The organism is Blautia sp. St.27G3 (assembly GCF_059728505.1).
On the sequence record NZ_BAAGFO010000002.1, the window covers coordinates 245,366 to 261,917 of the forward strand.

Sequence of the window (16,552 nt, forward strand, 5' to 3'; positions counted from 1 at the left end):
TTACTCTACTCCCCTTTTGAAGTGTCCCCGCGTACCGGCTGGCATCTCATCGCACATACCGTTCCCGGAAAACAGCAGCCTGTGATACTGCTTTAAAATCTGCCTTGTTTCCTCAGCAGATTCTATGGTAAAAGATAACCGCACAAAAGCCAAGGACAATTCTTCTATCTCCTTGCGGTACCCGCCAAGCTGAAGCGGAACACTGTTGTATATCGTATTACAACAAAACGCACATCGGTTTTGCACAGGAAAGCGCACCTTTTTTCGATCTTCCAGCAAAAGAAATCCAGGTACTTTTGTGCAACCAAATATATTTTTCTGTACACACTGCGCGGATTGCATCAAAGGCTGATAGCCGTATACAATCAGTTCCCGGCCCGCACGACCCGACTGCTTCAGCTCCCGTACATTCAGTTCCGAGGACATCACAGTTCTCTCAACGCCGTATGTATGCAGAAACTTTTCTGCCCGGTGATTGTAGGAATACAGATTGTCATCCGCAACAAGCACCGCACCACAATCGGCCTTCCGGATATAAGCCCTGAAATAAGAAAGTTCATCTATCGTATGAACAAGAAATCCATCCAGCATTGCCATTAGCCTGCGCATCACCGGATGTTCAAAAAAAGAACGCTCCTGATAACGATAAATGGGAGGACAATTTAAAAAACAGCGCATCCCCGCAGATTTTACAGACTGAATCATCTCTGAGAGATTTGTAAATGCTGTGTGCAGTTCTGCCTCATTTCCGAAAAGTGTGGTATCCAAATACAGCGTGTCCACTGCAATATCCTGTGACGCTTCGAGAACTGCCATCAGTTGCACGCGGCTCATAACAGAGATATTCAGTGCATATCCCGTCGTTTCCAAATCAGAAGTCTTCTTCTGCAACGTGTTCCTTTCTTTTGGAATATTCGCTTTTTGCGGTACACACCCGGGGGCTTTACGCCGCGCTGACGCCAACATCTGCTCTTGCAGCTGCAAAAGTCCTTCTCTTCTCAGTTCATTCAATGCCCGGACAGTCACAAACAGGCCGTCCTCCATCCAAAGATCAAGAGAATCAAATACAAATGGCGTATTTCCCGTTTTCATCATCTGTTTTCGCACTTGTTCTGGAGTGGTTGGCTGGTTCGTTGCAGGTTCTGCAATTTCTGCGCAAACGGTAGTGGAAAAATGCCCAATTTCTACCTTTAGTATAGCAGGTGAATGCTCAAAAATCCTTAATTCACCCTTAATTTTTTCTTTATTATCTCTTTTTATATATGAATCAGACAACTCCTGCAACAATTTTTCATTTTTTGTCCGGTATAGAATACTTCCAGGCTTTATAGAAGGCCCCTGCCTCCTGATCTGAAACAAAGAGCCCTCAGCCGTATTCTCCGTCAGCGTCATTGAGCTTCCGTCCGGAAGTTCCAGAACATCGCCTCTGTGAAGTTCCTCAGCAGCTATCGCAGAAACAGTATTTTTACCGATATTTTTTATTCTGGCGGCCTGTGTCCCCTGATGATTCGGACGTGCCAGTGCCATCATGGACTTGCCATTATGCAAATGATAATACCCTTGTGAAAATCCTCCGCGATTATACAAATCCAGAAGAATTTCTCTGTCTTCCTTTGATACACAGAAATTTCTGTCGCCCTGTTCCTGATACAGATCAATATATTTGCGGTAAATGTGCACAACACCGGCCGCATATTCAGACCGTTTCATGCGTCCCTCTATTTTCAGAGACGCAATTCCAGCCGAAAGCAGTTCCGGAATCAGATCAACCGTGCACATGTCTTTCATGCTGAGTGCATACAAAGGCTGCTCATGTTTCCCCTCATATTTCGTGTTCCGGCTGTTACGGAACTGCTCCGCAGTCGGATAACCTGTACTATCTCCGTTTCCTATGACGCGATATGGAAGCCGGCATGGCTGTGCACATCGGCCTCTGTTCCCACTGCGGCCACCGATCATACTGCTCATCAAACATTGACCCGAATAGGAATAGCACATTGCTCCGTGAATAAAGGTCTCAACCTCCAGCCCTGTCTCGTCTACAATTCTCCGTATTTCATCAAGAGAAAGTTCTCTTGCCGGTACTACCCTCGTAAAACCGGCCTCTTTTAAAAGCTGTGCGCCATCCACACCGGTCACAGTCATCTGCGTACTGGCGTGAAGGTCCAGTCCTGGAAAGTATTCCTTCAAAAAGTGAGCCACACCAAAATCCTGCACAATCACACCGTCCAGACCTGCTCTGTAGTACGGCAACAAATAGTCATACAGTTTATTCTCAAGCTCCTCTTCTTTTAACAGAGTATTCACAGTCATGTAAAGCTTTCGTTCACGAAGGTGGCAGTAATCAATTCCCTGCAAGAGAAGCTCCTCGTCCGGATTCTCCGCATATGCTCTGGCACCAAACATCGTACCTCCAATATATACCGCATCTGCCCCGGCATTTACCGCAGCGCAAAGTCCTTCATAAGAACCAGCCGGCGCCAGTAATTCAACCATAATTTTTCTTTCAGGGAATGCTACATTTTGCAACACCCTTTTTCCTTTCTCCCAAATATCACTCTAATATGAAAAACGACTGCAACATCTCCATATCTTCTTTTTCCGCGAAACAAAAGTATATGCAAATCATTGCAGCCGGACGCTTAACGTTTATTCTGATTTTTCAGCCGGGTATCCAGCTGAATATTCTCTTTTTGTAACTGAACATTTTTTTCCTGAAGCAACTGTGCTTCCTTCTCTGCATTCTCCAGCTTAATCTGCGCTGTGATCAGTTCATGTTTAAAATCATACAGCTCTTTATCTTTTTCAGAGAGCTCACGTTCCAGCTCCTCCACCTTTTTTTTCATCTTAAAATAGTCGTCTGCCGTATTCAGATTCAGCAGAATATTTCTGAGATCCGGGGAAAGTCTGACATACCCGTCCATATTTTTAAGCTCTGAAATCTTTGCATTCAGGTATGTTGCAACACGCTGCAGGTACTCCTCGCTCTCATAGCCGCTGAGCGTATAAATTTTTCCGGCTATGATTACCTGTGTGGTATTTTTGGATGACATATAGGAACTTCCTTTCCATTTATCTTCAGACTTAAAACTTCTTACATTACCAAAACTAATACAACAGACTCGAGAAAATGTTGCACATTTTCCCTCGTTAAGATATGCTTCGCATATCTTACATTACAAAACCTCTACAATTAGACTCGAGAAAATGTTGCACATTTTCCCTCGTTAAGATATGCTTCGCATATCTTACATTACAAAACCTCTACAATTAGACTCGAGAAAATGTTGCACATTTTCCCTCGTTAAGATATGCTTCGCATATTTTACATTACAAAACCTCTACAATTAGACTCGAGAAAATGTTGCACATTTTCCCTCGTTAAGATATGCTTCGCATATTTTACATTACAAAACCTCTACAATTAGACTCGAGAAAATGTTGCACATTTTCCCTCGTTAAGATATGCTTCGCATATCTTATATTATAAACAAATTATACATAATTACAACAACTATTTCTCGCGGCCCAGATGTCTGTAGGCAAAATCGGTCACTACCCTGCCCTTGGGAGTCCGATTGAGAAAACCGTTTTTGATCAGATATGGCTCATATACGTCTTCTATTGTACCGGAATCCTCTCCAATGGCAGCTGCAAGTGTTTCGAGTCCTACCGGCCCGCCTCCGAATTTATCAATCATAAGCTCCAAAATTCCCCGGTCAATACGGTCCAGGCCATAACGATCTACTTCCAGCAGATCAAGTGCTTCTGACGCAATGGCCCCTGAAATACTTCCGTCATAGCGCACCTGTGCGTAATCTCTGACACGCTTCAGCATACGGTTGGCAAGACGCGGCGTGCCGCGCGAACGGCGCGCTATCTCAAGTGCGCCTCTGTTATCCATGCATACCTCCAATACCTGAGCAGAGCGAAGCACGATTGTCTGTAACTCTTTTTCAGAATAATACTCCAGATGGTTTACCACACCGAAACGGTCGCGCAAAGGAGCGGACAGCATGCCTGCCCGAGTCGTTGCTCCGACCAGAGTAAAATGCGGCAGATCCAGACGTATTGAACGGGCAGCCGCCCCTTTTCCAATCATAATGTCAATCGCAAAATCTTCCATAGCTGGATAAAGTACTTCCTCAACCTGACGGTTTAAACGATGTATTTCATCCACAAACAGAACGTCTCCCTCCTGAAGGTTATTGAGGATTGCTGCCATTTCTCCCGGTTTTTCAATTGCCGGTCCAGACGTGATTTTTATGTTGACCTCCATTTCATTTGCCACAATACAGGCAAGCGTTGTCTTTCCAAGTCCGGGCGGACCGTAAAACAAAACATGATCCAGAGAATCTTTTCGTTGCTTTGCCGCCTCTATAAAAATCTTTAGCGTACTTTTTACTTTTTCCTGTCCAATATAATCCTTCAGAAGCTGCGGACGAAGTCCGGTCTCCAGCCGAATATCTTCTTCCGTCGTATCTGTTGTGATAATTCTTTTTGCCATATACTTTTTCCCTCAATTATAAAAATGCCATCTGCTTCAGTGCAAGCTTCAGAATCGTCTCAGTGTCCATATCTTCTGTAAGGTCTGCTTTGCTTACCGCCTTCAGTGCATCGCTGTTTGAATACCCAAGTGCAGTAAGCGCCTGAATTGCTTCTGCTTTTGCTGCGGAAGCCTCACTGCCCGAAACATGCGCGGCTTCTGTATGTTGTATCTTTTTTTCAAATGCATCTTCCAGACTCAGCTTGTCTTTTAGTTCCAAAATCAGTTTTTTGGCTGTCTTGGCTCCGATGCCAGGCGCCTTTGCGATCGTCTTCGCGTCATCCGAAAGAACCGCAAAACGCAAATCATCGGCTGTCAAAACAGACAAAATCCCAAGCGCCGCTTTCGGCCCGATGCCGTTTACTGCAATCAGAAGCCGATACATCTCCAGGTCATCCTGTGTAAGAAAACCAAAGAGCTGCATCGCGTCTTCCTTGACATTCATATATGTATAAATCCGTACTTCTTCGCCTCTCCCCGGCATCTCCTGCGCATCCCGCCCGGAAATAAAAATCTGAAACCCGATGTGGTTTACATCTAGCACCACTTTCGTTTCCGTCACTTCTTCTACAATCCCCTGTACATATGCAATCATTCTTTTTCCTTCCTCTTTGAACTTCTGTTCGATAAACACAAAATTTATTCAAAATAATTTGCAACCACTTTGCTATTTGCACGATTCTTCTAATGAATTTATCCCTGATTCATCCAATATCTTTGCCGGAATCCGCTTTACAACCTCCTGGCTCACCACACCGACAACCACACCCGCCATAGCACCAGAAATCAATAAGACCGGCAGATAGTACAGAACAGATAGATTTTCAACAAGCAACATAGCGATCAGTAGCTGTGCGATATTATGCGATATCCCGCCTGCAATACTGGTGCCAACAATGGAAAAAATATCTGTTTTTTTCACCAGAATCATAACGGTCAGACTAAGCAGTGCCCCTCCCAGACTATATAAAACAGAAGCAGTATTTCCAAACAGGATTCCGGTCAGAACAATCCGAATCACGGCTGTCAAAAAAGCTGCCTGATAGCCCATCAGGTATAAAACCGACAAAGAGATACTGTTCGCTATTCCGATCTTCACCCCCGGTATTCCTCCCAGAAAAGGAAAAAGTGATTCGATATAACCAAGAATCATAGCCAAAGCTGTAAAAATGCCCAAATATGCGATTCGATTTGCTCTCATCTTTCCCTCCGGCTTTTTGCCTTATTAAGATACAATGACATCCGGCTGTTCTTCCTGGCTTTCTTTATCTTCCTCAACCTGCACAACAACACGATGGGGCAGACAGACAATCATTTCTCCCTCTGTCTGAATAATACCCTGATGCTCACACAGATGATCCGGGCAGTCAGAAAAGATCATCCAGACTTTATGATCCTGAATCCTGATACGATTTCCAGTGCCGATCCAGATCTCCTGGTTTTTTGACAAAGGAAACGCTCCGTAAGCTCTGCCATCCTTCTCTACCACAACAAGTGCTCCATCCTTTTGAAAAAAAGAACGGGCCGCAAGCAAAAAAATAGCAGCGGTAATGACAGATACACCTAATATAATATCTGCTTTTTTCACGCTAAACCCTTTCCTACGCTTATTTTCTGTAGGTTCCATGTACAATCATCGCAAAATCTTTTGAACTCAATTTCTCAAATGATTTATTCCGATTACCCGGCACAACTTATCATCTATCCTGTTTTGCAATTACTTTCTGCATTTTAACATAAGAAAAGGATAAAATCAATCATACGTTCGATTTTATCCTTTTCTTTGAAATTGTTCTTAACGCTTCCATACTTCAAAAAATACGTGATCCCCAATCTTCTGATATTCAGAAACAAGACCAAGACTTGTGTATGCCGGCAGTGTCATGAAAAACAGACAATCAAACGGCTTCTTTTTTCCATCCAGCTGCAAATAGATATCGGTACCTGCCGCCCGGCAGGCCTCAAATCTTGCGATGACTGTTCTGGCCGCCTTTTTCGATTCCGGATCAACCAGAGCCGGATTTTTCAGTGCCCGTGTAAGACTTCCGTCTCTCGCAGGAGCAAACTGCATGTCCTGATAAACAACCTCACGCAGCACATCTGGGAACAACGGACTGTATAAGCGATTCAAAAGCACAAGCCCGACAGCCACCTTTCCGGTATAGGACTGATTTCCGGATTCACAGTATATAATCGTGGCAAGAAGTGTTTCATCGTCTGTGAGCGGATCCGTAAAATACTCGTTATGTACCTTGACACCTGCGGTTGGCTTTGGAGCTCCATTCTCAGAAACCTCTGTTCCGATACCATTTCCGTCAAACTGATACGTTTTTCCTTCAATTGTCAGTTTTACATTGACTGTTTTCTTGTAGGTTTTGGGATCGAAGTAATAATAATCGGTACCTATTTTCTGTAATCCAATACACGCCTTTGTATTGCTTCCAAGATAACAGTCATCCTTCCAGGTATTTTTCAAACGGAGTCCGGTTTTGCCTACATAGTAGCGGCCAATCCATTTGTTTTTTACCATGGCCCCATCTGCGCCGTAGTAATAGTATTTTCCATTTGTCTTGACCCATTTATTTTTTACCATGCGACCGTGCTTGGACTCAAAATAATAGATCTTCTTGTTGTAGGTCAGTCGGCCCTTCTGAACTGCTCCGCGTTTGTCAAAGGCGTATGTATATCCATTTGGAGCCTTTTTCATGCCATTCGCGTACACGGCACCATTGGAGCCTGCATAATACATATTATTCTTGTATTTAATCCATTTATTTTTTACTAGCACACCGGTCTTTTTAAAGTAATACCATTTCTTTCCTTTGTAGAGCCAGCCTGTCTGACGGACTCCCTTGGAATTGACATAGTAAGACTTTGACCCTTCTTTGATCCACTTTTTCTTTACCTTTTTTCCTTTTAAATAATAGGAATAGGTGCCATTCGAATTCTTTTTCCAGCCTGCTTCTGCACGGACACTCATACAGGAAAACATGAGTAAAAACAATATGACTGTAACAAATAGCATCCGTCTGTTCCTGTGTTTCGTAACCATCACTTTCTCCTCTGGAACTTAATAATTTCGATTTGTTTTCGTAACATTTGATTCATATTATATGATAAATATTACACTATGTCAAACAAAACCTGGCGCAAAATGAAACAATTATGTACAAAAAACCATATTTTGTTACATTTTGCGCGTACCGCTTAATAAAATTGCCGGGTTGCAGGCTGTTTATGGTTACTATACAAAAACAATATGATTAGAATATGATGCAGATAATTCTTCCCTTAGATTCATTCACAATTTTTTTCATCGTATCCTGAAGGCGCTGCTGACTTTCTTCACCAATTGAGGAAAGTTTTGCCTGAATCCCGTCTTCTACCATCTGTTCAATAGATTTTCCAAAAATCAGCGTGTTCCAGGCTCCTTCTTCAGAATTTTCATTCTCCCGCATGTAATTAATCAGATCTTCGGCCTGAGATTCACTCCCCACAATCGGTGCGATTTCAGTCTCAATATCCGCACGGATCAGATGAATCGAGGGTGATGTAGCTTTGATCTTTACGCCATATTTATTTCCCTGTCGGATGACCACCGGCTCATCCATCTGAATTTCTTCTTTCAGCGGCGTGATCACGCCATAACCGGTCTGTCTCACTGCATTTACTGCGCTGGCTACTGCTTCATATTCTTTTTTCAGGGCTGACATCTCCCTGACGATGGAAATCAGCTTGTATTCGCTTGCTATTTCCGTCCCTGTCATCTCGCTCAGCACCTGATAATACAGTGAATCCTGCATCTGGATATCAATCTCTGCATTTCCGTTTGACAGGTCGACCGCTTCAAGCTTTGCTTTTTTGATAAATTCGCTGTTTACGCCGAGCGAGTCCGCATAAATATCCCGTACCGTATGAAGCTTTTGCATTGCATTCTTTGCAGCTGCAAATAGATCCTGTTTCAGCCAATGGCCATTTTCCAGTGTTTCCGTCCACTTGGGAATCTGAAATACAACCCTGGTAAGCGGAAATTCCAGCAAAAATTCTTCAAATACAGTCTGAATTTCTTTTGTTCCAATCTGTTCACAGTTCAGGATCATACTGGAAACGCCATATGTATCATTCAGATACGCAGATGCCGCCCGTGCTTCTTCACTGTAAGGCTTTGCGGAATTCAAAATCACAAGAAACGGTTTCCCGAGCTGCTGAAGCTGTGTAATCGCTTCTTTTTCTGCCTCAAGAAAACTTTCCCTTGGAAGGTCTCCGAAGCTTCCATCCGTAGTAATTACAATCCCCACGGTTGCATGATCTGTAATTACTTTCTGTGTTCCCATTCTGGCTGCCTCGCCAAACGCCATAGGCTGTTCCTGCCATGGTGTTTTGACCATACGTGGTACACCATTCTCTTCTGTTCCCTCGGCTCCCGGCACAAGAAATCCGACACAGTCCACCATTCGTAATTTCATAACGGTGCCATCCCCTATTGCAATCTGTGCGGCTTCTCTCGGAATAAATTTGGGTTCTACTGTCGTCACTGTCTTTCCGGTTGCACTGGCAGGCATCTCATCTTTTGCCCGGTCATGTTCCTGTCCTTCAAGCTCCGGCAGTACCAAATGCTCTACTACTTTTCTCACAAAGGTAGATTTCCCTGTCCGCACAGGGCCTACGATGCCCACGTAAATATCGCCGCCTGTCCTCGTCTGAATATCCTTGTATAAATCAAATTTTTCCATCAAAAGACCCCCTGCATATACTGGTTAAATATATGCAGGGGGAATGGACCTCAGAACGCTTTTAAAGAAATTTCTTCAATCATATGAAAACGAAGACATTTTTGCCTGTATGGTAGCTTGCTTTCTAAAATGAAAAGGCGTAGCCTTTCTTTGCATTGCGGACTGCAAAAGGCTACGCCGGTCGTACAGATCAGCTTGCGGAACGTCATCTGTACGCAGCTCCGAAGGCTTACTTTTATAAAAAGCTGATGCCAGCCAGAGCACAAGGAGGTATGTTTGTGTATATCTCCATTGCCTTGAGACAACATTCCATTTTTTCTTTGTCTGACTAACCCGATACAGACAACCGGCAGCCAGCCGGTGCGGAGTGTTTTGCTTTACTCGGAAGCACTTCTCTCATATCAAGCAGGTTTCCTGGCTCACAGATCATCGCCTGCTTCTCCTTCTCGCGCTCATTGGGTACGCAATGGACTTTGAAGCTCACTCCCTGTATACAGTGACCGGATCGCTCAGGCATCGCACCTGATTCCCTTTTCAGATAAACTGCACTTGATACGGCAATTTCTCATTACACGCTAAAAATATAGCACGGTTTCTGAAAATCGTCAACCGTTTTGTGCCTTGTACACGGTCAGGCACAGCTATTCCGTTGCATTACAGTCCTGCTTTTTTTGCAGCTGCATCTACTACATGGCTTACAAGTACAGAAGTCGTAACACTGCCTACGCCACCCGGAACCGGTGTGATTGCATCTACAATCGGTTCTACCGCAGCGTAATCCACATCGCCGCAAAGCTTGCCCTCTGCGTTAACGTTGATACCTACATCAATGACCACCTGACCAGGTTTCACGTACTCAGCGCCAACTACGCCTGCACGGCCTGCGGCAACGATGATGATATCTGCCTCTTTTGCAACTGACGGCATATCTACTGTTCTTGTATGACAAACAGTAACGGTCGCATTTTTCTTGATCAGCATCATGGCTGCCGGTTTCCCTACTACAAGACTGCGGCCAATTACAACCGCTTTCTTTCCGGTACAGTCGATTTCATAGTGATCAAGAATTTCCATACAAGCCTGAGGTGTGCATGGCGGGAAACCAATTGCCTTTCCAGTAAATACACCGGACATGGAACCGTCTGTCATACAGTCTACGTCCTTTGCCGGATCAAGCGCATTCTCAATCACGCTCTGATCCAGGTGCTTCGGAAGCGGACGGAACAGAAGTACGCCGTGAATTGCGTCGTTCTTGTTTACATCATCAATAACTTTCAGAAGCTCTTCCTGAGAAACATCACCCGGAAGAAGAATTTTTTCACATGCAACACCGAGTGTTTCACAGCGTTTTGTAGCGCCTCTCTCATAAGAAATATCACTTTCATTTTCTCCGACACGAATGATTCCAAGCGTCGGTTTGATTCCTTTTGCCTCAACCTCTGCTACCTTTGCTTTGATTCTTTCGTTCAAAGCAGCGGTAACCTCTTTACCAAGTAACTGTTTTGCCATTGTTTTGCTCCTTTCATCCGCGGTCATCCAAATCCGCAGTTTCTCTATTTCAGACGTCCAAGTACGCTCTCAAAAATTTCATCAGCCATCGGCGGATATTTCGCCAGCATTGCATCCGCTTTTGCATTCAGCTCTTCTGCATATTCTCTGTTTGCCATGGATTTTGTATTAATATAAACATTCAGACTGGCTCCCATCAGAGCTGCCTTGCAAAATGCAGCGCCCACGCCTGCATCACTGATTGCTAACGCAGAACCCTTTGCGGCAAACTCTTTGATCAGTTCGATTGCCTCACAGCATTTCTCCATGATCTCCATCGGAACAGAGCATGCATCCTTCAGAACAATCTCCATCACACGAGCTTTCTCTGCCTTTTCTTCTTCCGTTGCCCTCGGCATTCCGTATGCCTTGGAAAGCGGCTCAAATACTTCCGCATCACGCTCTACCAGGGTCAGAAGCTCTTCCTGAAGCTTATCGCATTTTGCCTTCAGTTCATACATCTCTGCTTCAACATCAGCGTACTTCTTCTTGCCAACGGTCAGGCTTCCCACCATATTTCCAAGCGCGGTGCCCACTGCGCCAACCAGTGCCGATGCGCCGCCGCCGCCCGGAACCGGAGCCTTAGAAGCAAGTACTTCAACAAATTCATTACATGGTACTGTTGAAAATCCCATTTATTCTATCTCCTTCTAAATTTTTTTAATTTCCAAATCATTCACAAACACAATAACACCTATTTTTATGATAAAATATGTTATAATTTGTAAATTATTATCGAAGTCAGCTCCCTGGCAGAATACCTGTCCGCGAGGTGACTTCTTTGTCGGAACCCCGCGGACAGGTATGCTGCCAGAGGGCGTCCGATCATCACACACTCTTCATTGTCCCAATCACCACATCGCAGGCGACAACAAGATCTTCCGCGTGAAAAGCTGCCGGGAAATTGTCGCTGAACAGAATCTGAGAAGACGGCGGAAATTCTTCGTCTCCACCCCATATCTGAAACCGAATAAAAAATCCGTCAAACAGCTCAACCTCATATCCGGCATCTCCGGCCTTGATGGGCTTTGCATGCATTTTCTCAAACGCAGAACAAAATGCATCAATTCTACTCCCGTAGGAGAATGCCAGCCGCGCCATACACCGACCGCTGAACTGTCTGTAGTACACTTCTCCCCACGGAACCTCGCGATAGGTCAGAAACTTTCCTGTTCCGGGAACCTGGCAGCCGTGGGTCAGAAAACGTATCATCAGAATCTGCGCCGCCGTAATCGAAAGTAACGGACAAAAACCATCCTCCTCCTGCGTCCGGACAACGGAAAATTCAGGAAAAGAAACTTCATACTCTTTTCCAAGAAAACGGACAAGAAAGCACTTTTTTTCTTCCAGATAAGGAAATCCCGTACGCCTGGAAATCTCAGAAGGATTCATGCTCCGGTATTCTTCTTTGTAGTGTTCAAAGGGGACGCGTTCCTTGTTGTCCTTTTCGTATTCGATATTCATGTTTGTCTCCTTGCTCTGTCAGATCTATTGCATTTCCATAATTTATTTCATTTCCAATGAGGGAAATAATCCTGCATCCGTATGCGGCAAGAAACAGCAAGCCACAAATTCATCCATATACGTCGGCTCATTGCTGAGCTCCAGATACGTCATATTGTGAGCAACCTCAGCCACCTTTTCCTCTGCCGAGACAGAATACAGCATCGTATAAGCACCGGACAGGGATGAATTTCCAATATATAAAAACTTTTCCAACTCAATATCCGGGAACATACCTATGCTCACTGCATTTTTCATATTGATACCACTTCCGATTCCGCCCGCAACAAGCACACGATCAATCATACTCACGTCGAAATCAAGCGATTGCAGCATCACACGGATTGCTGAGAAAATAGCGCCTTTTGCACGGATAAAGTTATCAATATCCACCTCGGTCAGCTCAATATCCTTAACCGATGCCGCTTCTTCTTTAAAGGCCAGCACATAGCTTCCCATGCCATACTCATCGTGGCGAATCCGTTCACCCTCGCGAATAAACTTTCCTTTCGGGCTGATGATTCCGCATCGGAACAGCTCACTGATGATATCAATAATACCGGAACCACAGATGCCGACCGGCTTCTGTCCCGCATCTCCAACTATTTTGAACGTTGGTACCATCGTTTCCCGATCGATTTCACAGGCTTCAATTGCTCCGTCCGTCGCACGCATACCACAGCTAATATCGCCGCCCTCGAAAGCAGGCCCTGCGGAGCAGGCACAGCTCATCATAAATTCTGCATTTCCAAAAACCAGCTCTCCGTTTGTGCCCAGGTCAATGAACAGAGACATTTCCTCACTGTTCCAAATGGTACTCGCCAAAGTACCAGCCGTGATATCTCCTCCGACATAGCTTCCAATATTTGGCGCCATGATGATTCGGGCGCGCGGATAAATATTCAGACCAAGATCCTGTGCCACCAGAGAATCTGTCTCAAAAAAGGTCGGGATAAACGGCTCCATACGCACCGGATCTGCATCCACTCCAAGCAGCAGATGGTTCATTGTCGTATTTCCAGCCACGCACATCCGATACACCTGCTTCGGTGAAATCTTCGCAGAACGGCACATCTCGCCAATGAGCGGATTCAGAGTCTCTTCTACTATGGCATCCTGCAATTTCTTTCTTCCACCGTCTTTTTGCTGCTCAATAATACGGTTAATCACATCCGCTCCGTAACGGATCTGTGCGTTTCCGGTAGAGGCTTTTGCCAGAATCTCTCCATTTTGCATATCAATAATGAGCGCCGCAACAGAAGTGGTTCCAATATCGACAGCCAGACCGCATACTTTTGCTGCCTCACCTGCCGGAATGACATCAAGAACCTTAATTTTATCTCCTACACGCTGAATCACACACTGTACTTTAAAAGAGGACTTTCGAAGCGTTTCTGCCAGCTTTTTCAAAGCAATATAGGTAATGCTAACATCAGAAGCGCTGCCTGCATCCTTCAATGCCCAAATGAGACGTTCGTTATCCGGCATCGTATTGTCAAGAGACGGTGCTTCCATTGCAACTATCATAACTTCTAAGTCATTTTTGAATTCAATTCCAGCCTCCATGACGTCAGCCTTTGTTTTTTCAAAAATATGTAATTCCTCTGCGGAATCAAGGTCCGCAACTTTCATCCTGCTACGGTATGCAGATGCAATATCCGGAACCAGTACTTCCACATCTGCAGTTACTTTACTCACACAGGACAGTCTCCACCCCTGTGCATATTCCTCGTCTGTGATATGATGCGTCTTCGGAGACTCAAGTTCACCGCCAACGAGCTTTACCTTACACTTTCCGCAAGCCCCATTACCTCCGCATGGTGCGTCGATAGCCACATTTGTTTTCTGCGCTACCTCAAGAAGATTCTCACCGGGAACGGCGTACGCCGCTACACGGTCGCCATTCTCAAACTTAAAAGTTACTGTATACATAATTTACCTCATGCTCTTATTTTCAGATCATCCTGCCTCTTTGGAATATTTAATGATACACCCGGAAGCAAATGGTTACCTCCGGGTGCTGTAAAAATTTCTGACTTAGATCTCCAGATAGGAATCTGCGTACAGCGTATTGTTCTTGAATACATCACAAGACTTAATTGTTTCCATCAGACGAAGGTCATTCGGGTTTACGATCGCTGAAGTAAGACCCTGCATCATACACATTGCAACAAGTGCGGAATCCATGATCGGACGAATGTGCTTCGGCATACCATTGGAGTTGTTGGAAAGTCCGCCGGTAGAATTCAGACCCATATCAGAGAACATCTTGATACACTCAAGAATTTCAAGCTGCTTGTCCTGCATTCCCTTTACTACCAGGAACAGCGGGTCAAACCACAGATCGGTCGGCTCCATGCCATGCTCAAGACCTCTCTCGAGAAGTGTCTGGCAGTATGCCATACGCTCATCATTATCCTTAGCAATACCTTCGCCATTGCAAAGTGCAATAACGATTGCATCATTTGCAGCTGCAAGGTCTACATACTCGATTCTTCCAGCTGCATCTGCAGAGTTTACAATCGGTTTTCCTTTGGAACGGTTGTAAACAGAGATACCTGCCTCAATCGCTTTTTTGTTGGCTGTATCCAGTGCAAGCGGAACATTATCGCACTCGCTCTGAAGAAGCTGAACTACCCACTTCATCAGATCTTCGCCATCGCTCTCAGCCGGTCCAATGTTTACATCAAGATAAACTGCTCCAGCAGCAAGCTGCTGTCTTGCACGCTGCAGAATCGGCTCCGGATCTCTTTCTGTAAACGCCTTGTTCACAGACGGAGCTGTGGTTGAAAGTCTTTCACCAATCGTAACAAATTTTGCCATGGTTTTATCTCCTTAAATTTTTTATTCACCAGTTTACTTACGCTGTAATATCCTTCATAAATTTCACGAGCTGAACTGCCTCTTTCGGAGCGATGATGATCTCCCATCCCGGAAGTTTTGCTTCCAGTTCGCCCTTCAGTACAGCAACCTTACCCGGAATGATAAGCTTTCTGCTCTTAAGTTTGCCCTCGATATCCTGCTCCTGGAAGAATTTTGCGATGGAACCTGCTGAGAACTTGCCTGCCGCCCAGGATGTCAGTACGGAAAGTCCGCCCGCATCATTGATGATCAGGTTAAGCGGTACACCGGAACGCTCCAGCTCGCCAGATACCACGAAGTATGTAAGAGCAAAGTCTACCGTCGTTACACAGATGGAATTCTCGTCTGCGCCATTCAGCGGATAAATACCCGGCTCTACCTTCATCGGCTTCTGCGGATCTGTAAATACATTCTGTCTCAGACCATAAAGCGGAAGTGCCTCTGCATAAGTCATCTGCTCCAGTACAACAATGGAACCATACTTCATTGTGAACAGAGAAACAAGTGCTGCCTGAAGATGAGCGTTGCCCTTTGCAAGCTGATCCACACGCACGATAGACGGATAACCGCAAGTACGGTCGCTGTCCTTGATTGCTGCTTTACGGAACTGTACTGCAATTGCATACGCTTCTTTTACAGAATTTACGCCACAGTCAATCAACAGATTTTTGTTGCCAAGCTTTTCAAGTGCAGCAACGGTATCATACAGTTCATTGGCATCTGCGCCCTGTACGCCAAGTACAACGCCTGCGGCAGTAGCCACTGCGCTCATTGCCTCATAGTTGGATGCATTTGCTCCGTTCAGAACCGGCTTTCCTGCTTTTACAAGCTCAAGCGCTTCTTTTGCAACATCCGGATCTGTACATCCAAGAATCAGTACACGTCCAAGTCCCTCTGCTTTCTTTACGAGATCAAGGTATTTTTCTTTTCCTGCGTCTGCACAGTAATTCACATATACCATTTCAACGAACATACGCTCGCCGATACGCTCGTAATCTACCTTCGGAATCTCAGCCAGTTTTGCTTCGATTGCCGCATCATCCATGCAGTTGCAAAGGGAAACGGCATATCTTGTTTTATTAACAAATGTTTTTTCATGACGGAACAGAACAGTTTCTCCGCCAAGAACCATCTCGCTGTCTCCTGCGCCAACCTTGATTGTCTTCATTGGCGGTGCAGTAGCCTCGTTCAGCTGAGCTTTTGCATCCTCTGAGAAATAAGGGCAGGCATCCACAGATACTGCGCCCTGCGCAACCTTCATAGAAAATGCCATACATGTCGGGCTGCCGCACTCTTTACAGTTTTTCTTCGGTGACAATTTAAAAATATCAAGACCTTTTAATGCCATTTTGATTTTCCT

General features: G+C 45.0%; 14 protein-coding genes and 1 riboswitch. All 14 genes read right to left on the minus strand.

The genetic code is table 11. From position 1 onward, the window contains the following. On the minus strand, window positions 1-2,496 hold the full coding sequence (locus AC6I2O_RS10795) for a peptidase U32 family protein (RefSeq protein ID WP_497742644.1): 2,496 nt from the start codon (window positions 2,494-2,496) through the stop codon (window positions 1-3). A gap of 146 nt (window positions 2,497-2,642) precedes the next feature. Next, window positions 2,643-3,053 (minus strand): cell division protein ZapA, encoded by a 411-nt coding sequence (locus AC6I2O_RS10800; RefSeq protein ID WP_120392097.1) that lies wholly within the window; start codon window positions 3,051-3,053, stop codon window positions 2,643-2,645. 461 nt (window positions 3,054-3,514) lie between these two features. After that, the gene (gene ruvB, locus AC6I2O_RS10805; protein WP_120392098.1) at window positions 3,515-4,507 is read right to left on the minus strand and encodes a Holliday junction branch migration DNA helicase RuvB; all 993 of its coding nucleotides are present in this window, start codon (window positions 4,505-4,507) and stop codon (window positions 3,515-3,517) included. A gap of 16 nt (window positions 4,508-4,523) precedes the next feature. Then, window positions 4,524-5,141 (minus strand): Holliday junction branch migration protein RuvA, encoded by a 618-nt coding sequence (gene ruvA, locus AC6I2O_RS10810; protein WP_120392099.1) that lies wholly within the window; start codon window positions 5,139-5,141, stop codon window positions 4,524-4,526. Window positions 5,142-5,213: 72 nt separating this feature from the next. Beyond that, a complete protein-coding gene (locus tag AC6I2O_RS10815; protein ID WP_497742645.1) occupies window positions 5,214-5,747 on the minus strand; it encodes a Gx transporter family protein in 534 nt (177 codons plus the stop codon). Window positions 5,748-5,771: 24 nt separating this feature from the next. Next, entirely contained in the window at window positions 5,772-6,134 is a 363-nt protein-coding gene (locus AC6I2O_RS10820) for a NusG domain II-containing protein (protein ID WP_497742646.1), read from the minus strand. A gap of 207 nt (window positions 6,135-6,341) precedes the next feature. Then, window positions 6,342-7,598 carry a cell wall hydrolase gene (locus AC6I2O_RS10825; protein ID WP_120392102.1) on the minus strand — a complete coding sequence of 419 codons (1,257 nt, stop codon included), beginning with the start codon at window positions 7,596-7,598 and terminating at the stop codon, window positions 6,342-6,344. 211 nt (window positions 7,599-7,809) lie between these two features. Further along, complete coding sequence (spoIVA, locus tag AC6I2O_RS10830) at window positions 7,810-9,279, minus strand: stage IV sporulation protein A (RefSeq protein WP_120392103.1); 1,470 nt, start codon at window positions 9,277-9,279, stop codon at window positions 7,810-7,812. Window positions 9,280-9,666: 387 nt separating this feature from the next. Next, window positions 9,667-9,847: riboswitch (cobalamin riboswitch) on the minus strand. A gap of 86 nt (window positions 9,848-9,933) precedes the next feature. Beyond that, window positions 9,934-10,788, minus strand: coding sequence for a bifunctional 5,10-methylenetetrahydrofolate dehydrogenase/5,10-methenyltetrahydrofolate cyclohydrolase (locus AC6I2O_RS10835; protein WP_120392104.1), 855 nt, complete (start codon window positions 10,786-10,788; stop codon window positions 9,934-9,936). Between the two features lie 44 nt (window positions 10,789-10,832). Next, window positions 10,833-11,462, minus strand: coding sequence for a cyclodeaminase/cyclohydrolase family protein (locus tag AC6I2O_RS10840; RefSeq protein ID WP_120392105.1), 630 nt, complete (start codon window positions 11,460-11,462; stop codon window positions 10,833-10,835). A gap of 193 nt (window positions 11,463-11,655) precedes the next feature. After that, window positions 11,656-12,291, minus strand: a complete 636-nt coding sequence (locus AC6I2O_RS10845) for a DUF3786 domain-containing protein (protein WP_120392106.1) — start codon at window positions 12,289-12,291, stop codon at window positions 11,656-11,658. Window positions 12,292-12,333: 42 nt separating this feature from the next. Continuing rightward, entirely contained in the window at window positions 12,334-14,262 is a 1,929-nt protein-coding gene (gene acsV, locus AC6I2O_RS10850; RefSeq protein WP_497742647.1) for a corrinoid activation/regeneration protein AcsV, read from the minus strand. A 105-nt stretch (window positions 14,263-14,367) separates the two neighbouring features. Beyond that, window positions 14,368-15,153 carry a carbon monoxide dehydrogenase/acetyl-CoA synthase methytransferase subunit gene (gene acsE, locus AC6I2O_RS10855; protein WP_120392108.1) on the minus strand — a complete coding sequence of 262 codons (786 nt, stop codon included), beginning with the start codon at window positions 15,151-15,153 and terminating at the stop codon, window positions 14,368-14,370. 37 nt (window positions 15,154-15,190) lie between these two features. Continuing rightward, complete coding sequence (acsC, locus tag AC6I2O_RS10860) at window positions 15,191-16,540, minus strand: acetyl-CoA decarbonylase/synthase complex subunit gamma (protein WP_120392109.1); 1,350 nt, start codon at window positions 16,538-16,540, stop codon at window positions 15,191-15,193. Between the last annotated feature and the right edge of the window lie 12 nt (window positions 16,541-16,552).